General features: G+C 67.2%; 24 protein-coding genes. 17 read left to right on the top strand and 7 right to left on the bottom strand.

The window, feature by feature from the left end; genetic code table 11:
- Nucleotides 1–122 precede the first annotated feature (122 nt).
- The 5 genes from ACN9MX_RS02010 to ACN9MX_RS02030 all read right to left on the bottom strand — a co-directional run bounded on the left by ACN9MX_RS02010 (nt 123) and on the right by ACN9MX_RS02030 (nt 5,071).
- Nucleotides 123–830 (bottom strand): methyl-accepting chemotaxis protein, encoded by a 708-nt coding sequence (locus ACN9MX_RS02010; protein WP_363735300.1) that lies wholly within the window; start codon nt 828–830, stop codon nt 123–125.
- A 122-nt stretch (nt 831–952) separates the two neighbouring features.
- Entirely contained in the window at nt 953–2,158 is a 1,206-nt protein-coding gene (gene metK / locus ACN9MX_RS02015) for a methionine adenosyltransferase (protein WP_363735299.1), read from the bottom strand.
- A 58-nt stretch (nt 2,159–2,216) separates the two neighbouring features.
- A complete protein-coding gene (lnt, locus tag ACN9MX_RS02020; RefSeq protein WP_363826566.1) occupies nt 2,217–3,791 on the bottom strand; it encodes an apolipoprotein N-acyltransferase in 1,575 nt (524 codons plus the stop codon).
- Nucleotides 3,792–3,802: 11 nt separating this feature from the next.
- Nucleotides 3,803–4,438, bottom strand: coding sequence for a YqaA family protein (locus ACN9MX_RS02025; RefSeq protein WP_133651674.1), 636 nt, complete (start codon nt 4,436–4,438; stop codon nt 3,803–3,805).
- Nucleotides 4,439–4,450: 12 nt separating this feature from the next.
- Complete coding sequence (locus ACN9MX_RS02030; RefSeq protein ID WP_363825002.1) at nt 4,451–5,071, bottom strand: GNAT family N-acetyltransferase; 621 nt, start codon at nt 5,069–5,071, stop codon at nt 4,451–4,453.
- Between the two features lie 42 nt (nt 5,072–5,113).
- On the opposite strand from ACN9MX_RS02030, the gene ACN9MX_RS02035 reads away from it, so the two are divergent.
- From ACN9MX_RS02035 to ACN9MX_RS02050, 4 genes are all read left to right on the top strand, one after another.
- Nucleotides 5,114–5,356 carry a hypothetical protein gene (locus ACN9MX_RS02035; RefSeq protein ID WP_133651675.1) on the top strand — a complete coding sequence of 81 codons (243 nt, stop codon included), beginning with the start codon at nt 5,114–5,116 and terminating at the stop codon, nt 5,354–5,356.
- A 119-nt stretch (nt 5,357–5,475) separates the two neighbouring features.
- The gene (locus ACN9MX_RS02040) at nt 5,476–6,216 is read left to right on the top strand and encodes a hypothetical protein (RefSeq protein ID WP_426387523.1); all 741 of its coding nucleotides are present in this window, start codon (nt 5,476–5,478) and stop codon (nt 6,214–6,216) included.
- 161 nt (nt 6,217–6,377) lie between these two features.
- On the top strand, nt 6,378–6,941 hold the full coding sequence (locus ACN9MX_RS02045; RefSeq protein ID WP_363735296.1) for a hypothetical protein: 564 nt from the start codon (nt 6,378–6,380) through the stop codon (nt 6,939–6,941).
- Nucleotides 6,942–7,020: 79 nt separating this feature from the next.
- Nucleotides 7,021–7,554, top strand: a complete 534-nt coding sequence (locus ACN9MX_RS02050) for a lysozyme inhibitor LprI family protein (protein ID WP_363735154.1) — start codon at nt 7,021–7,023, stop codon at nt 7,552–7,554.
- 32 nt (nt 7,555–7,586) lie between these two features.
- Here the strand turns inward: ACN9MX_RS02050 and ACN9MX_RS02055 are convergent, their stop codons facing one another.
- Entirely contained in the window at nt 7,587–8,033 is a 447-nt protein-coding gene (locus ACN9MX_RS02055) for an acetyltransferase (protein WP_363826567.1), read from the bottom strand.
- Between the two features lie 64 nt (nt 8,034–8,097).
- Here ACN9MX_RS02055 and ACN9MX_RS02060 point away from each other — a divergent pair, with 64 nt between their 5' ends.
- The 10 genes from ACN9MX_RS02060 to gp17 all read left to right on the top strand — a co-directional run bounded on the left by ACN9MX_RS02060 (nt 8,098) and on the right by gp17 (nt 14,879).
- Entirely contained in the window at nt 8,098–9,411 is a 1,314-nt protein-coding gene (locus ACN9MX_RS02060) for a DNA-packaging protein (RefSeq protein WP_363825007.1), read from the top strand.
- A gap of 143 nt (nt 9,412–9,554) precedes the next feature.
- On the top strand, nt 9,555–9,893 hold the full coding sequence (locus ACN9MX_RS02065) for a hypothetical protein (protein WP_133651678.1): 339 nt from the start codon (nt 9,555–9,557) through the stop codon (nt 9,891–9,893).
- A gap of 114 nt (nt 9,894–10,007) precedes the next feature.
- Entirely contained in the window at nt 10,008–11,138 is a 1,131-nt protein-coding gene (locus tag ACN9MX_RS02070) for a phage portal protein (protein ID WP_363825010.1), read from the top strand.
- Between the two features lie 23 nt (nt 11,139–11,161).
- On the top strand, nt 11,162–11,482 hold the full coding sequence (locus tag ACN9MX_RS02075; RefSeq protein ID WP_363735292.1) for a DUF6127 family protein: 321 nt from the start codon (nt 11,162–11,164) through the stop codon (nt 11,480–11,482).
- Nucleotides 11,475–11,867 (top strand): HK97 family phage prohead protease, encoded by a 393-nt coding sequence (locus ACN9MX_RS02080; RefSeq protein WP_363825013.1) that lies wholly within the window; start codon nt 11,475–11,477, stop codon nt 11,865–11,867. Before ACN9MX_RS02075 ends, ACN9MX_RS02080 begins: the two co-directional genes overlap by 8 nt.
- A gap of 51 nt (nt 11,868–11,918) precedes the next feature.
- Nucleotides 11,919–12,428 carry a hypothetical protein gene (locus tag ACN9MX_RS02085; RefSeq protein WP_363825016.1) on the top strand — a complete coding sequence of 170 codons (510 nt, stop codon included), beginning with the start codon at nt 11,919–11,921 and terminating at the stop codon, nt 12,426–12,428.
- Nucleotides 12,429–12,553: 125 nt separating this feature from the next.
- The gene (locus ACN9MX_RS02090) at nt 12,554–13,666 is read left to right on the top strand and encodes a phage major capsid protein (RefSeq protein ID WP_363735290.1); all 1,113 of its coding nucleotides are present in this window, start codon (nt 12,554–12,556) and stop codon (nt 13,664–13,666) included.
- 135 nt (nt 13,667–13,801) lie between these two features.
- Nucleotides 13,802–14,287, top strand: coding sequence for a head-tail connector protein (locus ACN9MX_RS02095; RefSeq protein ID WP_363825151.1), 486 nt, complete (start codon nt 13,802–13,804; stop codon nt 14,285–14,287).
- Entirely contained in the window at nt 14,284–14,487 is a 204-nt protein-coding gene (locus ACN9MX_RS02100; protein ID WP_363825154.1) for a hypothetical protein, read from the top strand. The genes ACN9MX_RS02095 and ACN9MX_RS02100 overlap by 4 nt, the downstream gene beginning before the upstream one ends.
- Nucleotides 14,484–14,879, top strand: coding sequence for a tail completion protein gp17 (gene gp17 / locus ACN9MX_RS02105; RefSeq protein ID WP_363825156.1), 396 nt, complete (start codon nt 14,484–14,486; stop codon nt 14,877–14,879). The genes ACN9MX_RS02100 and gp17 overlap by 4 nt, the downstream gene beginning before the upstream one ends.
- Before the next feature lie 83 nt (nt 14,880–14,962).
- Here gp17 and ACN9MX_RS02110 read toward each other — a convergent pair whose 3' ends face one another.
- Nucleotides 14,963–15,292 carry a hypothetical protein gene (locus ACN9MX_RS02110; protein ID WP_363735285.1) on the bottom strand — a complete coding sequence of 110 codons (330 nt, stop codon included), beginning with the start codon at nt 15,290–15,292 and terminating at the stop codon, nt 14,963–14,965.
- 57 nt (nt 15,293–15,349) lie between these two features.
- On the opposite strand from ACN9MX_RS02110, the gene ACN9MX_RS02115 reads away from it, so the two are divergent.
- Genes ACN9MX_RS02115 through ACN9MX_RS02125 form a run of 3 tightly spaced genes read left to right on the top strand, consistent with a single transcriptional unit; the run spans nt 15,350 to nt 16,316 of the window.
- Nucleotides 15,350–15,757: a phage tail tube protein gene (locus ACN9MX_RS02115; protein WP_133651687.1), complete on the top strand. Its 408-nt coding sequence runs from the start codon at nt 15,350–15,352 to the stop codon at nt 15,755–15,757.
- On the top strand, nt 15,754–16,065 hold the full coding sequence (locus ACN9MX_RS02120) for a gene transfer agent family protein (RefSeq protein WP_363735283.1): 312 nt from the start codon (nt 15,754–15,756) through the stop codon (nt 16,063–16,065). Before ACN9MX_RS02115 ends, ACN9MX_RS02120 begins: the two co-directional genes overlap by 4 nt.
- Complete coding sequence (locus tag ACN9MX_RS02125; protein ID WP_363825159.1) at nt 16,062–16,316, top strand: phage tail assembly chaperone; 255 nt, start codon at nt 16,062–16,064, stop codon at nt 16,314–16,316. The genes ACN9MX_RS02120 and ACN9MX_RS02125 overlap by 4 nt, the downstream gene beginning before the upstream one ends.
- Nucleotides 16,317–16,319: the final 3 nt, after the last annotated feature.

Genomic DNA, 16,319 nt, shown 5'->3' on the forward strand with positions numbered 1-16,319 from the left:
TCCCCTTGGTAAGAGGGTTGCCGGACCCGACAGGGGTGCGGGTCCGACGCCCTGTTTATGGGCGTTTTGCAGGCGGCATGCCAATGAACTTTTCGTCATGTTGCCGCAATGCGAGGCGGGCGTCAGCGCGCGCCGGAGCACGCGATTCCGATGCCTTCCTGCTGCATCATGGCCGCGGCGCGTTCCGTGGCGACGCGGGTGTCGTCGGCCAGTTTCTTGACCTCGCCCGCGACGACCGCGAAGCCGCGCCCGGCCTCGCCGGCGCGGGCAGCCTCGATCCGGGCGTTGAGGGCGAGCATGTTGGTCTGGGCCGCGATTCCCCGGATGGTGGAGACGATGTCGGCCAACTGGTCCATGGTCCTTTGCAGCGCGTTCTTCTGCCGCTCCAGATCATGCTGAAGGCGGTGGCTGTCGGCGAGGCGGTGGCGGGCCTCCTGCTCCTGCCGGACCTGGCGGGTGATGTCGGTGGCGATCTTGACCACCTTGAGCGGCGTGCCGTCGGCTTGGAAGACGGGATTATAGGTCGCCTGCAACCAGATTTCGCGACCGTGGCGGTCGCGGCGGTCATAGGCGCCCGCGTCGAATGAGCCGGAGCCGAGTTTCCGCCAGAAATCGGCATAATCCTGCGAAGCGGCATGGTCCGGCGCGCAGAAGATCCGGTGATGCTGGCCGACGACCTCTTCGAGCTGATAACCCATCAGGGACAGGAAATTTGCATTGGCGGTCAGGATCGTGCCGTCCAGCGCGAACTCTATCACCGCCTGGCTGCGGTTGAGGGCGGTCCAGGCGGCTTCGGCGCCGCTGGTGCCATATGAGAGGGAAGAGGCCAAACCATGTCTCCTTGATCCGTCGCGCGCTAGGCCTGGCATGGTTAAGGAAAGGTAAGGGCATAAGAAGAAGGGGCTGCCGGGCGACCGGCAACCCCTTTATCGGCATGGCCTTTTCAGTGCGGTTAAAGCGCGGCCTTGAGCTTTTCCACCAGGTCGGTGCGTTCCCAGGGGAAGAAGTCGCCCTCCGCCTTTCGTCCGAAATGGCCATAGGCGGCGGTGGGCTGATAGATCGGCTTGTTGAGGCCCAGATGGGTGCGGATGCCGCGCGGGGTGAGGCCGCCCAGTTCCTTGATGTTCCTGATCGCCTGCTCGATCCGGTCGTCGCCGACCGTTCCGGTGCCGTGGGTGTCGACATAGAGCGACAGCGGTTCCGACACGCCGATGGCGTAGGCAAGCTGGATCGTGCAGCGGCGGGCGAGGCCGGCGGCGACGATGTTCTTCGCAAGATAGCGGGTGATATAGGCGGCCGAACGGTCGACCTTCGTCGGGTCCTTGCCGCTGAAGGCGCCGCCACCATGGGGCGAGGCGCCGCCATAGGTGTCGACGATGATCTTGCGGCCGGTAAGGCCGGCATCGCCGTCCGGGCCGCCGATCTCGAAGCTGCCGGTCGGGTTGATGTGGTAGACGGTCTCGTCGGAGAGCAGGTTGCCGGGCAGGACTTCGGCGATGACGCCCTTCACGTAATTTTTGAGTTCCGCTTCCTTCGCGCCCTCGTCATAGCCCTTGGCGTGCTGGGTCGAGACGACGATGGCGGTGGCCGCGGCAGGCTTGCCATTTTCGAAGCGCAGCGTCACCTGGCTCTTGGCGTCGGGTTCCAGGAAGGGGGCGCGGCCGCTGTGGCGGTCGGCGGCCATCTTCGCCAGGATCTTGTGGCTGTAGTCCAGCGTCGCGGGCATGAGGTCGGGCGTCTCGTCGCAGGCGAAGCCGAACATGATGCCCTGGTCGCCGGCGCCCTCATCCTTGTTCCCGGCCGCGTCCACGCCCTGCGCGATATGCGCGGACTGGGCGTGCAGATTGTTTTCGAAGCGGAAGCTTTCCCAATGGAAGCCGTCCTGTTCATAGCCGATGCGCTTCACCGTTTCGCGTACGGCGCTCTCAATCTCTTCCTGCGCGCCGGGCGCCCATTCGCCATCTTCATAGACGCCCTTGCAGCGGATTTCGCCCGCCAGCACGACGAGTTGCGTCGTGGTCAGCGTTTCGCACGCGATGCGGGCTTCCGGATCCTTCGACAGGAAGAGGTCGACAATGGCGTCGGAAATCTGGTCTGCGACCTTGTCGGGATGGCCTTCGGAGACGGATTCCGAGGTGAAGAGATAGTTGTTGCGCATGGGACTCCCGTTAGCACGCTGTTTGAGCAGGCGACATAAAGAAAAGTTTATGTGGCTATTAGCGGGTCGTTCTGCGGGTGGCAATGGCCAGCAGGATAAGCACGGCCATGAAGGCGAAAGGCGCCAGGTTGCCGAGGTGGGAGAAAAGCGTCGGCGGCAGCGCGGGGGGCAGTGCGGTGTCGATATAGCCTGCCCGATGATGGCCGATGCTGTTCAATATACGGCCGCGGGCATCGACCACCGCGGAGATTCCGGTGGGGGTGGAGCGGACGACGGGAATGCCCTCCTCCAGCGCGCGGAGGCGGGCCTGCGCCAGATGCTGGACGGGCCCCCAGCTGCCGAACCAGGCGTCGTTGGAGGGGTTGAAGAGGAAGTCGGGACGGTGCGCCTTGTCCACCACCTGACCGGAGAAGATGATTTCGTAGCAGATCTGGCCGCCCATGCTGAGCTGCGGACGGCCAAGGGTGGCGGGCAGGGTCAGGCTTTGCGGGCCGGGGCCGGGCCAGAAATCGACATCGCCGGGGACAAGGCGGGAGAGGCCGAGCGGCTGGAGGATGTTCCGCATCGGCAGATATTCGCCATAGGGGACAAGATGGGACTTGTCGTAGCGGCCCAGCAGGCGGGCGCCGCTATCCACGACGAACAGGCTGTTGTTGGCGCCGGCGAGCGCGTTTTCCGCGATCCCGTCTTTCGCGACCTGCTTGAAATAGACCTTGGTGGCGCCGGTCATCAGGAGGTCGCCGGGGCCGAGCAGGGCCGCCAGCCGGGCGCGCCATTCCGGTTCCATGTCGAGATAGGCGGGAATGGCGGCTTCCGGCCAGAAGATCAGGCGCGGTGCGGGGCGCGGCGTGCCCGACAGGGCGGCGAGGGTGCGGAAATGGGCCTGTTCGAGTTCGGGCGAATATTTTTCGTCCTGGCCGATATTGGGCTGGACCACGCGAATGCGCGGCGCGCCGGCCGGAGTGGGCGGCGCGGGCGAGAAATTACCCCAGAGGGCGAGGGCGCAGAGCGGTGCGGTGATGGCGGCGGCGGGCCCGGTCCGGCGGCGAAGGGCGAGGAGGAGCGCGCCGGATGCGAGGATGGCGAGCGCGCCCAGGCCATAGGTGCCGATCAGCGTGGCGGCGATCGCCATGCCGGTGGGGAGGAGGATGACGCCCAACGGGTTCCAGGCGAATCCGGTGAAGACGGTCGCACGGAGATATTCGGAGGCGAGCCAGGTGGCGGCGAGGAAGAGGATGAGGGGAAGTGCGGCCCGTTCCTGGTTGCGCCAGAGCATGGCGGTCCGTACCCGGTGCCTGAGCCACCAGGCGGCGAGCGTCGCCAGGCCGGGATAGACGGCCAGATAGAGGGACAGGAGGAAAACCGCGCCATAGCCGAACCAGTGGGGCATCGCGTCCTGGAAGGTGAAGGCGTGGGCGATCCAGTTGAGGCCCAGGGTGAAATGGCCGACGCCGAACAGCCAGCCGCGCATGAAGGCGCTGCGGCGGTCGGGGGCCTGTTCGATCAGGACGATGAGCAGCGCGAAGCAGGCCAGGGTGAGCGGCCAGAGGTTCAGCGGTTCGAAGCCCGTGGCCGCCAGGCATCCGGCGAGCAGGGCGGCGAGTTTCGGCACGCGGGACGGAATCTGCCTCATGCCGCCGCCGGTCAGTGCAGCGTGGCCATGGTGGCGTTGCTGCACTTGTCGCTTTTCTCCCCGCCGCCCGACAGGGCCGAGGCCGCGATGAAACCGCCGACCAGCAGCACCAGGAAGGCGGCGGACAGCAGGCCGAGATATTTCTCGATGAACGCCTTGATCGGGCGGCCGAACTTCCAGAAGAGGAAGCCCACCAGCATGAACTGGAAGGCGCGGCTGAGCACGCTGGCCCAGAGGAAGGTGAAGAGCGACAGGCCGATGAAGCCCGCCGTGATGGTGATGAGCTTGAAGGGGATCGGCGTCGCGCCCTTGATCAGGATGATCTCTGCCCCGTAATCGCGCAGATAGCAGGCGGCGACGGGGAATTTGGCGGCAAGGCCAAGGGCGTGCAATATCTGTTGCCCGACCGTTTCATAGAGGAAATGGCCGATGGCATAGCCGAACAGGCCGCCCAGCACCGAGGCGATGGTGCATATCAGGCCGAAGCGGATCGCGCGTTCAGGGCGGGCAAGGCACATCAGGCCCAGCAGCGGGTGCGGGGGGATGGGGAAGAAGCTGCTTTCCATGAAGCTGATGACGAAGAGCCAGCGTTCGGCGTGGGCGTGGGCGGCTTTCGCCAGCGTCCATTGGTAGAGCTTTGTGAGCATCGGGTTGAGGCCCTAGCCGAACTGCTTTCGGGCCGCCAGTGCTTTTGCCAGGACGATCATCTGCTGCGGCGGATCGAGCAAGACGGGATAGGGGCGCCGTTCCCCGGTGGGTTCATAGCCGCGTCGCTGATAATATTGGATGAGCTTGTGATGGGTGGAGATCACGGTCATTTCCATCCGCCGGGTGCCGAAGTCGGTGGCGGCGAGCTGTTCGGCGGCCGTGATGAGGCGATGGCCAAGGCCATCGGACTGAAGTGCCGGATCGACGCAGAGCAGGCCGAGATAGGCGCGGCCGTCGCCCCGGTCGGAGATCTGGACGCAGCCGGCGGGCGCGCCGTCCGGTCCCGATGCGATGAGCAGCCGTTCGGCGGGATCGGCGAGGATGTCCGCCAGTGCGGGCAGGCTGGTGCGTGGGCTGGCGGGTGGCGCGGACTGGACGGCCCAGCTTTCGCTGGCGGTGTCGCCGCGATAGGCACGCTCTATCACCGGGTGCAGGCGCGGGAGGTCGGACAGGGTGGCGAGGCGGATGGGCATGGCGCGCTGTAGCGCGGCGGCGATGGAAGCGACAGGGGTCTGAAGGCGGTGAGGTTTGAGAGCGGCGGCGTTTGAAAGCGACGGGGGCTTGAAAGCCATGGCAGGACTGCACTAGCTATGTGGCCTGTAGGAGATACGCATATGTTAGGCATGGGAACGGGCGCCTGCCCCTTTGATTTCAACACTGATCCGGCGACCTTCAAGGTCGGCGATTCGGTCAGCTACCGGGTGACGGGCAGCCTGGAGGGCATGCCCTTTGCCGGCGTGCTGCTGGAGGTGCATGAGGATCATGTCGTGTTGACCTCCGACCCGGAAGACAAGGCGAGCCGGATGCGGGCGACCCGGGAAAGTCGTCCTGTCGTCCGGGAGGAGGACATCTGTTGACGCCACGGCGTTGACGGCGCGGCGGCGTCTGGGCATGACCCCCTTCTGAGTCCGGCCCGGCGCACCGAGTGAAATTGACCTTGTCCCTTCCTTCCCAATGGCGCGAGCGCGGCGGCGGATTGCTGCTGGCTCTGCTGTTCAATGCGCTGCTGCTGCTGGCGTTGCTGACGCTGGCGCCCGATCCGGTGATCCGGTTGCCCGACCTGCGCAATCCGGTGACGTTCGAGATGGCGCCCGCGCCCAAGGCGGAGAAGGCGCAGAGCAAGGCGAAGAAGAGCGAGAAGAAGAAGAGCGAGAAGAAGAAGAGCGAGAAGAAGAAGCAGGAGAAACCGGCACAGCGGCAGGTGCAGCCAGTGGTCAGGCCCAACCGTCCGGTGGTGAAGCCGGTCGAGCAGCCGCCTTCTCCATTGCCCTTCCTGGTGATGGACAGCCAGCAGCTGGCGTCCGCCGACATCGGCAAGATGGCGAAGAAGGGCGCGGCGGACGGAGCGACTGGCCCGGGCAACAGCGCGGCCGTGGCCGGGCCGGGCGAAGGGCCGGGCGGCGTGCAATTGTTCGACGCCGAATGGTACCGCCGGCCGAATCATGCGGAACTGGCTGGCTACCTTCCCGTCAATGCGCCGGCCAGTGGATGGGGCCTGGTCGCGTGCAAGACGGTGGATCATTATCATGTCGAAAACTGCCAGGCGCTGGGCGAATCGCCCCAAGGGTCGGGCTTTGCCAAGGCGGTTCGGCTGGCGGCGTGGCAATTTCTGGTGTTGCCGCCGCGGGTCAACGGCAAGGTGATGGTGGGAAGCTGGGTGCGGATCAGGATCGACTATACGCGCAGCGTGGCGGGCGCGGACGATGCGGGGCGGTGAGTTGGCTGCGCTGATTTAACCTATATGGAACATTTTTCTTGACATCGTAACGCTGTTCTGGCACATAAGTCGATATTGGGAAAATGTGAGTCGCCGGAGAGGCGCTGAAGGGCTGGTCCTTGCGGGGCCGGCCCTTTTGCTTTGCATGCGGGGGATTGGCTGTGGCGGACGGAGAAGGGAAGAGAAGCCGGTTCGGCGGTCGGGCCGATGCGCCCGAGCGGGTGCTGGCGCTGGAAAATGGGCCGCAGGGCGCGCTGGGCGTCGCGCCGCAGATGCGGGCGGTGCGGAAGAATGGCTGGACGCCCGCACTGCGGCAGAAGTTCCTGGAGACGCTGGCGCTCACCTGCAACGTCAGCGAGGCGGCGCGGGTCGTCGGACGGAATTTGTCGACGGTCTATTATCTCAAGCGGCGCGATCCGGCCTTTGCGCGGGCGTGGAAGCAGGCGCTGAGCATCGGACATGAGGAGTTGAGGGCGCTGATGCTGCGGCAGGCGCTGTTCGGCATCGAGGATGAGGAGATCGTGCTGGACGCGGAAGGGGCGGTCAAGAGCCGGAAGATCAGGCGCGGGCATCCGCACATGATCCAGGCGCTGCTGTTCAGGGCGCATGAGAAGGAGGTGGAGGAGATGCAGCGGCTGGAGAGCGTGGAGCGGCCGGATGGCGATGATGCGGTGGCGCGGTTGCGGGTGGCGCTGGATGAGGTGCGGAAGCGGAGTGGGGGATAGGGGGATTTCGGGGTGGTTTGACGACGGGCGGCTTATGTGCCGATAATGCAACAGATAATATTGCAGTAGGGGAGCATTCATGAGCGTGGCTGTTGGATTGCTCGTTGCGGCTTTGGCCGCCAACCCTGACAGATGGATAGACGAACATGGCCCTGCCAGCGCCAAGACAGTGATCGGGGAGTGTCTTACAGAGGCCAACCGCCCACTCTCTGATCCCTTGGTATGCGTGCGCCGCGCCTTAGATACCTGTGAAAATGAGCATGGAACCTATCAGAGAGCGATGAACGATTGTGCGACATTCTCGCGTTTGGCGTGGGAAGCTCGGCGCGCGGCGGTTGCGAAGCAGCTTATGACCGCGCAACAGGTTTCCACGAACTTTCATTCGCCAGACCGGCTCGTTGCTCTGTTGGCCGAGAGTGAAAAGCACTGGGATGCTTGGAATAGCCCTGACTGTGAAATGCAGGCAGCGTTAAGCGAGGGCGGCACTTTCCACCGCTTCGCTCGCGATATGTGCCTTTCGGACCACGCGGCCTACCGCACCCTCGAACTTGAGGCGCTGGCCGAAGACTGGGGAAAGATTTTCAATGTTGATGGTTATGACTGGCCAGGCTGAATGTCCGCAAATGGTCGTTTCCAGCCATGCCTTCAGGGGGCGTAGCGGAGGTGGATCAGGGGGTAGGGGCGGCCCTGGCTGTCCTGGTCGGAGCGGCCGGTGCGGGCGAAGCGCATGGCTTCGTAGAAGCCGATCGCCTGGGCATTCTGTTCGTTGACGTCGGTGGTGAGCGTGGGGTGGAGCGATAGGGCGTGGTCGACCAGGCGGCGGCCGACGCCCTGGCCGCGCCATGCGGGATCGATGAACAGCGCCTCCATATGTGTGCCGTCGATCAGCATGAAGCCGATGGCGTGATCGTCCGGGTCGGTGGCGAGCCAGGCGGGGGCATGGGGCAGGAAGGCGGCGACCTCCGCCTCTATCGCGACGCGGTCTGACGGCGTCAGGAAATCATGGGTCGCGTCGACGGCCTTGCGCCAGATGTCGAGCAGGCGGGCGCCATCGGCGGTGCGGGCGGGGCGGATCGAACTCATGGCGGCCATATAGGGGCGGGGCGCGGGTCGGCCAAATCCGGGCCGGGAGAAAATCGATGAATGGAGGCGGTGCATGGCTCTTTCGGATTTCGAGCGGCTGGCGCATCTGCCGGAGGGCGCGCGCGAGCGGGTGCTGGCGGGGCTGAGCGCGGCGGCGGCCGATGCGCTGGCGCATGACTGGCGCTGGCTGGCGCGGCCGGAGCAACTGGCGCCCGAAGGGGACTGGCGCATCTGGCTGATGATGGCGGGACGCGGGTTCGGCAAGACGCGGGCCGGGGCGGAATGGGTGCGCGGCATTGCGGAGAGCGACCCGTCGGCGCGGATCGCGCTGGTCGGGGCGACGCTGGGCGAGGCGCGCGCGGTGATGGTGGAGGGGGCGTCGGGCCTGTTGTCCATCGCGCCCTGGTGGAACCGGCCGGCCTTCGCGCCGGCGCTGCGCAAGCTGGTCTGGCCCAATGGCGCGGTCGCGACGCTTTATGGCGCGGCGGAGGCGGAGAGCCTGCGCGGGCCGCAGTTCAGCCATGGCTGGGCCGACGAGATCGCCAAATGGGCGGGCGGCGAGGCCGTCTGGGACAATCTGATGATGGGGATGCGGTTGGGCGCGGCGCCGCGCGTGCTGGCGACGACGACGCCGCGGCCCGTCGCCCTGCTGCGGGGACTGGTGGCGCGCAGCGGCGTCGACGTGGCCGTGACGCGGGGGCGGACGGCGGACAATGTCGCGCATCTGGCCGAAGGGTTCCTCGCGGCGATGGAGCGCGGCTATGGCGGCACGCGGCTGGGGCGGCAGGAACTGGACGGCGAACTGATCGAGGAGATCGAGGGCGCATTGTGGCGCCGGGACCTGCTGGAGCGGTGCCGGGTGGCGCATGTGCGTGGCGCGCTGGCGCGGGTGGTGGTGGCGGTCGATCCGCCCGCCTCCGCCCATGGAGATGCCTGCGGGATCGTGGTGGTCGGGCTGGGCGAGGACCGGCGGGCCTATGTGATTGCCGATGCGACCGTGGAGGGGGCGACGCCCGAGGGCTGGGCGCGAGCGGCGGCGGCGGCGGCGCTGTTGCATGGCGCGGACCGGGTGGTGGCCGAGGCCAATAATGGCGGCGCGATGGTGGAGAGCGTGCTGCGCGCGGCCGAGGCCGGGCTGCCCGTGCGGCTGGTGCATGCGAGTCGGGGCAAGGTGGCGCGGGCAGAGCCGGTGGCGGCGTTGTACGAGGCCGGGCGGGTGGCGCATCGCGGGAGCTTTCCGGAGCTGGAGGACCAGATGTGCGGGATGATGCTGGGCGGTGGATATGAGGGGCCGGGGCGATCGCCGGATCGCGCGGATGCACTGGTCTGGGGCCTGACGGAGTTGATGCTGGGGCGGCGCGGGGATGCGCGGGTGCGGGGGATTTAGGGGAAGCCGGGTTCCTTCCTGTTCCTGCCTTCGCAGGAGCACGGAACGGCGCGGGGACAGGCTCTGTTGCGGTGGCGGAATGAGGGAACAAGAGTGCGGGGGTCTGCGTAGTCCTTTCGTGTGATTTGCAAGGAGATCGGGTCATGAGATTGGCCAAATGGACGATGGCTGCCGCGGGGCTGGCGCTGGTGGGCTCGCCGGTGCTGGCGGCTTCGCTGAACAGCAAGGAGCGGGCGCGGGTGGCGCGGGCCGCGCCGCGGGACCGGGATGATGTGCGCTATTGCCTGCTCCAGGCCAAGAAGGGGCGGGACAAGGGCACGGTGATCGGCGCGGCGGGTGGCGCGGGCGTGGGCGCGCTGGCCGGTGGCAGCCTGGGCGAGTCCCTGCTGGCCGGTGCGGCGGGCGCCGTGGCGGGCCGCGTGATCGGCAAGAGCGAAGGGACGAATTCGGCCTGCGACCGGGTCCTGGCGCGTAATCCCTGAGGATGTCGGGGGCGGGACAGCCCCCATATAGCTTTCGGTAGGCGGCTGGGCGTCGTCGACCTTCACTATCCTCCCCCCGGGTTCCGGAGGGAGGATTTTTTGTGGGTGCATCTAATGAAATTTTTCGGAGTGAAGGCGGCGCGCGGCGGGGCGCGGCCGGTGTTGGCGCGTGCCTGGGGTTCGGGCGGGGTCGCGCTGGGCGAATGGCCGGCCAGCTATGAGCAGCAGGTGCGCGCCGGGGTGGTCGGCAATCCGGTGGCGCAGCGCGCCCTGCGGCTGGTGGCGGAGGGGGCGGGCGGGACAGTGCCGGTCGTCGGCGGCGTCGCGGAGGATGTCCGGGGGCGGGTGAAGGCGCTGGTGACGCGCTGTTCCTCCGGCCAGTCGCTGGTCGAGACGGTGGCGAGCCACCTGCTGCTGCACGGCAACGCCTATGTCCAGATCATCCTGGGCGCGGACGGGATGCCGAGCGAACTCTATGCACTGCGGCCCGAACGGGTGAGCGTGGAGGCGGATGCGCGGGGCTGGCCGGCGGCCTATCTGTATCGCGTCGGCGAAAGCGTGACGCGCCTGTCGCCGGAGGATAGCGCCGGACGGACCGGGATCGTGCATCTGAAGGCGCTGCATCCGCTGGACGATCATTACGGGCTGGGCTGCGTCGGCGCGGCGGCCGGGGCGGTGGCGATCCACAATGCGGCGACGGTGTGGAACAAGGCGCTGCTGGACAATGCGGCGCGGCCTTCGGGAGCGATGGTCTATGATCCGGGTGACGGATCGGTGATGAGCCCCGAACAGTTCGAGCGGGTCAAGCGGGAGATGGAGATGGCCTTTTCCGGCGCGGCCAATGCCGGGCGGCCGATGCTGCTGGAGGGCGGGCTGGACTGGAAGGCGATGAGCCTGACGCCCGCCGAGATGGATTTCGTCGGGCTGAAGGCGGCGGCGGCGCGGGAGATCGCGCTCGCCTTTGGCGTGCCGCCGATGCTGATGGGACTGCCGGGGGACAATAGCTACGCCAATTATCGCGAGGCCAACCGGGCGCTGTGGCGGCAGACGATCCTGCCGCTGCTGGCGAAGATCTGGGGCGGGCTGGCGCAGGGGTTGCAGGGCTGGTGGCCGGCGCTGTGCCTGAGCGCCGACCTGGATGCGGTGCCCGCGCTGTACGAGGAGCGCGGCGCGCTGTGGGACCGGGTGGCGGCGGCGGACTTCCTGTCGGCGGAGGAGAAGAAGGCGATGCTGGGCATGGGTTGAGGCGGCGGGTGTGGAGTCAAGGGATGAAACATGATGGAGAGATGCTGGCGCGGCTGGTGGCGCAGGCCGAGGTGCAGCCGGTGGGGATGGACATGCTGATGATCCGGGCGCTGATCGAGGAGGCGAGCGAATTGGGCGCCGGGCGGGCGCTGGCGCGGCTGGGGCTGGCGGATCGCGGGGCCGAGGCGGATGTGCGGGAATTGCGCGAACTGCTGGGTGCCTGGCGCGACGCGAAGAAGGCGGCGCGCGGCGCCGTGGTCGCATGGGTCGTGCGGATCGTGACGGCGCTGATGCTGCTGGGGATGGCGGTGAAGATGGGATTGCTGGGGCTGGGGCATGAGTGACGTCCGGTTTGCTGGCTATGCGGCGGTGTTCGACCGGGTGGATCGGGGCGGTGACGTGGTGAGGGCGGGGGCCTTTGCCGGGGTGGCGGCAGGGATGCCGCTGCTGTGGCAGCACCGGCCGGGCGAGGTGATCGGGACGGTGGAGAAGGTCGAGGAGGACCGCCACGGATTGCGCGTGATCGGTCGGGTGTCGGCACGGACCGCCGCTGGGCGGGAGGCGGCGCGGGCGTTGCGGGAGAAGGCGGTGGACGGCTTGTCCTTTGGCTATCGGGTGCGGGAGGCGCGGGGGAAAGCGCCGCGTGAACTGCTGGAACTGGAGGTGGTGGAGGTCAGTGTCGTGACCCATCCGATGCAGGATCGGGCGAGGGTGATCGCGGTGGAGTGAGGCGTTAAGAGATTGAGACTAGGCCTTGTTCCGGCAGAAAAGGAGATCGGCATGGACAAGGGTGGGGCAAAACGCGGTGGTAGATGGCTGGCCGTCTTCTTTGCCTCGCTATTGGTATTGCCGCTTGGCTTTTGTGGTTATGTGAAGTGGCGCGAGCCGCGAAGCATGCTGCCGGCCGAGGTCCAATGGTCGGAGGTGCTGGCGTTCAACTCCACCTTCGGCTTGCGGGAAGGCTGCTCCTTCGGCGTCTATCGCTTGTCCGACAACGCCCGTTTTGCATTGTTGCGCGGCGGTAAATTGCCCGGAGGCTGGCGGCCTAGCCCGCTCGCCCTTATTGATGACCAGCATGCCGCTCTGGCGCCTTTGGGCAGACAGATCACCTTGCATGCCGATAGCGCGGTGACTTGCGCGTCAGACACGGCACGCCGCTTTCGCCTGGTGGAAGGGTATGAGGACGCGATGCGGGAAAAGGGCAACTGGGTCCGAATAATCAATGGTGGCGAGGCGCTGGTGCTGGTCGCGCCCCGGCGGGGGTTGATTTGGTATTTGAATTTCGGGTGAGGCAGTCGCCCTCATCCAACTTCGCCTAGGCGGCTGGGTCGCCAAGGTTTCGTATCCTTTTCCCGCTGGGAGAAGGAAGTGTTCGGGCGGTCCGGTTGGGCCGCCCTTTTTCGTGGGAGTGGTGGATGACGGATCAGTTGGAAGCGAGCTTTGACGCGGTGGTGCAGGGTGAACGCATTGCGGGACTGGAGAGCGAGGTGGCGGCGCTGAAGGGGGCCCTGCTGATGCAGCAGCGGCCGGCGCTGGATGGCGTCAAGGGCGGGGCGGTCGATCCGCAGCGCGGCGCCTTTGTCGAGAGATATGTGCGGCAGGGGCTGGAGGCCGGAGTCGAGCTGAAGAGCTTTTCCGGGGCGTCGGGCGCGGCGGGCGGCTATGCGGTGCCGCGGGAGATCGACCAGATCATCGGGGCGACGCTGAAGGCGATTTCGCCCATTCGTTCGATCGCCAATGTCGTGCGGACCGGGACGGCGGGCTATCGCAAGCTGGTGACGGCCGGCGGCATCGTGTCGGGCTGGGCCAGCGAGACGGGCGCGCGGGCGGAGACGGCGACGCCGAGCTTCAACGAGATCGTGCCCCCTTCGGGCGAGCTTTACGCCAATCCGGCGGCGAGCCAGGCGATGCTGGACGATGCGCAGTTCGATGTCGAAAGCTGGCTGGCGGGCGAGATCGCCCGCGAGTTCGCGGCGGCGGAGGGCGCGGCCTTCGTCAACGGCAATGGGACGAACAAGCCCAAGGGCTTCCTGACCTATACGACCACCAATGAGGTGGACAGCGTGCGGGCCTTCGGGTCGCTGCAATATGTGGCGTCGGGCGCGTCGGGCGCCTTTGCCGCGTCGGGGCAGGACAAGCTGATCGACCTGGTGCAGGCGTTGCGCGCGCCCTATCGCCAGGGGGCCTGTTTCGTGATGAATTCGGCGACGCTGTCGGTCATTCGCAAGATGAAGACCAGTGACGGCGCGTTCATCTGGCAGCCTTCCCTGGCTGTGGGACAACCGGCGACCCTGCTGGGCTATCCGGTGGTCGAGGCGGAGGACATGCCGGATATCGCGGCCGGTTCGCTGTCGATCGCGTTCGGCAATTTCCAGGCGGGCTATGTGATTTCCGAACGCAGCGAGACGAGCATCCTGCGTGATCCGTTCAGCAACAAGCCGTTCGTGCATTTCTATGCGGTGAAGCGGATCGGCGGCGCCGTGGCCAATTCGGAAGCGATCAAGCTGATGAAGTTTTCTGCGTCCTGATCATCCCTCATCCGACTTCGCCTGACCGTTCGGAGCCGGTCGAAGGAGGGTAAGGCTTCATGTCCTTCTTCCGCCAGGGGAGAGGGGCAGACTGGGGGCGTCCTGCGGGGCGTCCCCTTTTTCTTTGGAGGGGCGATGCTGGGGGATCTCAAGGCCTGGTTGCGGATCGGGTCGAACGATGAGGATGAGGTGCTGGAGCGGCTGCTGGCGGGGGCTTGCGGGCTTTGCGAGCAGTTTATCGGGCAGTGGCTGGTGGTGCGCGAGGCGGCGGAGACGATCGCGGCCGACGGGAGTTGGCAGAGGCTGCTGGAGCGGCCGGTGGTGGCGATCGAGGGGGCGGAGGCGGCGGGCGTGGCTTTGGCGCCGGAGGCCTATGCCTTCGACATTGATGCGTCGGGCGATGGATGGGTGCGGGCGCGGCTGGTCGATGGGCCGGGCAAGGTCACGATACGCTATCGGGCGGGACTGGCGGCCGATGAGGCGGCGCTGCCCGAAGCGATCCGCCAGGGGATCGTCCGGCTGGCGGCGGAGCATTTCGCGGCGCGCGGCGGCGATGTGGCGACGCCGCCCGCCGTGGTGAGCGCGCTGTGGCGGCCATGGCGACGGATGCGGCTGGCATGAAGGCGGGGCTGAGGGCGCTGGTCGAAGTGCGGCTGGAGGCGCGGCGTCAGGGGATTGCCGCCGCCCTCGCGGCCTCCGGGATCGAGGCGCGGGTCGAGGGCGAGGCCGTGCGCCTGTCCGGGCGCGGGCTGAAGGATCGGTGGATGGGCGACCTGGCGCTGCGGGAAGCGGGCCGGCATTGGGGAGGGGGACGGCGATGAGCGCGGAAGTGGCGGTGCGTGCGGCCGTGGTGGCGGCCCTGCGCGGGGATGCAGTGCTGATGGCGGGGTTGAACGGGCTGTTCGACGGCGCGCCGGCGCGGGCGAGCGCGCCCTATGGCGTTGTGGGGGACTGCATCGCGCTGGATTGGGGCGCGAAGGATGTGGAGGGACGGGAACTGACGATGACGGTCAGCCTGTTCGATGCGGGGGAGGCGCCGTCGCGGCTGGGCGGCCTGCTGGGGCGGGTCGACGCGGTGATGCGGGCAGTGGGGCCGGTGGAGGGCTGGCAGGTCATCGCCGCGCGGCTGCTGCGCTCTCGCATGGGGCGGACGGCCGGGCGGGACGGGTGGCAGGCCCTGGTGGATTATCGGGTGCGGGTGGTGCGGCTGTAGCCGATAGGCCCGCCAGCGTTGCGGGGGAGGACCGGGCGGGCGACGGGTCCCCGCTTTCGCGGGGACGACGGTGAAGCGCGGGCTTAGACGCCCGGCTTCGAATAGTCTTCATATTCTCCGACGATCTTGTCCCGATATTCGCTGATCTGGTCGTCGGCGTCCGATTGGGCGTCCTTTTCCGACATGCCGCTGGATTTGTCGTCGGCGACAATGGCGGTGCGGAAGGCGGTTTCCTTGGCGCCGCATTCGCTCTTCAGCGTGGCCTGGAAATCGGCAAGCGACAGCTTCTTGTCGATGGCGGGCTGGATCTGTTTCGACAGGCACTGGGAATAGTCCTTGCGGCCGGTGCCGACATCGACGCCGCCCTGCGGAGCGGCGGCCAGCAACAGCATCAGGGGGGCAGTGACGAACATAGGGGCCTCTCTCCAAATCCCGAATCTTGCACGGTTTATCTTAGAGGAGAATGCGCCATGGGCGTGGAAAAAGGAAGCGCGTTTCTGTTGAAAATAGGGGATGGGGGCGCGCCTGCGGCCTATGCGACCGTGGCGGGGATGCGGACCACGCAACTGTCCGTCAATGGCGAGGCGGTGAATGTCACGCACAAGGAATCGGGCGGCTGGCGCGAGCTGCTGTCCGGCGCGGGCGTGCGATCCGTCAGCGTGTCGGCGGCGGGCATATTCACAGGATCCGCGGCGGAGGTGCGGCTGCGCAACCATGCGCTGGCCGGGACAATCGAGGATTATGAGCTGAGCTTCGAAAGCGGCGAGAAGATGCGCGGGCGCTTCCTGGTGACGCGGCTCGATTATGCCGGGGATTATAATGGGGAGCGCAACTATGCGCTGGGCCTGGAGAGTTCCGGGCCGGTGGTGTCGCTGTGAGCGCGCCCAATGGCGCAAGGGGCGAGGCCGCGCTGGAACTGGGCGGGGAGCGCCTGGTCCTGCGGCCCAGCTTCGCGGCCCTGGTGGCGGCCGAGGAGGAATTGGGACCGCTGTTCGCGCTGGTGGAGCGGGCCGCCGATGGGAAGCTGTCGCTCGCCGAGATGGCGGGGCTGTTCTGGCATTGTCTGGTGGAGCCGCCGGCGGGGCTGACGCGCGATGCGCTGGGCGAGGCGATCGTGGCGGTCGGGCTGGCGAAGCTGACGCCTGTCCTGCGGGGAATATTGGCACAGATTTTGGGGGGACGATGAGCTTTTTCAAAATGGCGGCGCGACTGGCAGGTGTCGCGGGGTGGTTGCTGGGCTGGCGGCCGGACGAGTTCTGGCGGGCGACGCCGGCCGAGCTGGAGAGCGTGTTGCGCGCGGCGCGCGGAGATGAGGAGGAGGCGCGCGGCGGGATGGACCGGGCGGAGCTGGAAAGGCTGCGGGCCGCGATGCCGGACGAAGGCATGTCGGGCGCCGGGAGCATAGCGCCGGAAAGGGGGAGCCGACCTTCCGCTTGAAAC

Source organism: Sphingobium sp. R-21 (assembly GCF_049913335.1).
Classification (GTDB): domain Bacteria; phylum Pseudomonadota; class Alphaproteobacteria; order Sphingomonadales; family Sphingomonadaceae; genus Sphingobium.

What these genes read in the sequence shown, in the direction of transcription:
- metK (WP_363735299.1), bottom strand. Translation starts at nt 2,158, where the DNA reads ATGCGCAACAACTATCTCTTCACCTCGGAATCCGTCTCCGAAGGCCAT.
- lnt (WP_363826566.1), bottom strand. Translation starts at nt 3,791, where the DNA reads ATGAGGCAGATTCCGTCCCGCGTGCCGAAACTCGCCGCCCTGCTCGCC.
- ACN9MX_RS02025 (WP_133651674.1), bottom strand. Translation starts at nt 4,438, where the DNA reads ATGCTCACAAAGCTCTACCAATGGACGCTGGCGAAAGCCGCCCACGCC.
- ACN9MX_RS02030 (WP_363825002.1), bottom strand. Translation starts at nt 5,071, where the DNA reads ATGGCTTTCAAGCCCCCGTCGCTTTCAAACGCCGCCGCTCTCAAACCT.
- ACN9MX_RS02035 (WP_133651675.1), top strand. Translation starts at nt 5,114, where the DNA reads ATGTTAGGCATGGGAACGGGCGCCTGCCCCTTTGATTTCAACACTGAT.
- ACN9MX_RS02050 (WP_363735154.1), top strand. Translation starts at nt 7,021, where the DNA reads ATGAGCGTGGCTGTTGGATTGCTCGTTGCGGCTTTGGCCGCCAACCCT.
- ACN9MX_RS02055 (WP_363826567.1), bottom strand. Translation starts at nt 8,033, where the DNA reads ATGGCCGCCATGAGTTCGATCCGCCCCGCCCGCACCGCCGATGGCGCC.
- ACN9MX_RS02060 (WP_363825007.1), top strand. Translation starts at nt 8,098, where the DNA reads ATGGCTCTTTCGGATTTCGAGCGGCTGGCGCATCTGCCGGAGGGCGCG.
- ACN9MX_RS02065 (WP_133651678.1), top strand. Translation starts at nt 9,555, where the DNA reads ATGAGATTGGCCAAATGGACGATGGCTGCCGCGGGGCTGGCGCTGGTG.
- ACN9MX_RS02070 (WP_363825010.1), top strand. Translation starts at nt 10,008, where the DNA reads ATGAAATTTTTCGGAGTGAAGGCGGCGCGCGGCGGGGCGCGGCCGGTG.
- ACN9MX_RS02075 (WP_363735292.1), top strand. Translation starts at nt 11,162, where the DNA reads ATGAAACATGATGGAGAGATGCTGGCGCGGCTGGTGGCGCAGGCCGAG.
- ACN9MX_RS02080 (WP_363825013.1), top strand. Translation starts at nt 11,475, where the DNA reads ATGAGTGACGTCCGGTTTGCTGGCTATGCGGCGGTGTTCGACCGGGTG.
- ACN9MX_RS02085 (WP_363825016.1), top strand. Translation starts at nt 11,919, where the DNA reads ATGGACAAGGGTGGGGCAAAACGCGGTGGTAGATGGCTGGCCGTCTTC.
- ACN9MX_RS02090 (WP_363735290.1), top strand. Translation starts at nt 12,554, where the DNA reads ATGACGGATCAGTTGGAAGCGAGCTTTGACGCGGTGGTGCAGGGTGAA.
- ACN9MX_RS02095 (WP_363825151.1), top strand. Translation starts at nt 13,802, where the DNA reads ATGCTGGGGGATCTCAAGGCCTGGTTGCGGATCGGGTCGAACGATGAG.
- ACN9MX_RS02100 (WP_363825154.1), top strand. Translation starts at nt 14,284, where the DNA reads ATGAAGGCGGGGCTGAGGGCGCTGGTCGAAGTGCGGCTGGAGGCGCGG.
- gp17 (WP_363825156.1), top strand. Translation starts at nt 14,484, where the DNA reads ATGAGCGCGGAAGTGGCGGTGCGTGCGGCCGTGGTGGCGGCCCTGCGC.
- ACN9MX_RS02110 (WP_363735285.1), bottom strand. Translation starts at nt 15,292, where the DNA reads ATGTTCGTCACTGCCCCCCTGATGCTGTTGCTGGCCGCCGCTCCGCAG.
- ACN9MX_RS02115 (WP_133651687.1), top strand. Translation starts at nt 15,350, where the DNA reads ATGGGCGTGGAAAAAGGAAGCGCGTTTCTGTTGAAAATAGGGGATGGG.
- ACN9MX_RS02125 (WP_363825159.1), top strand. Translation starts at nt 16,062, where the DNA reads ATGAGCTTTTTCAAAATGGCGGCGCGACTGGCAGGTGTCGCGGGGTGG.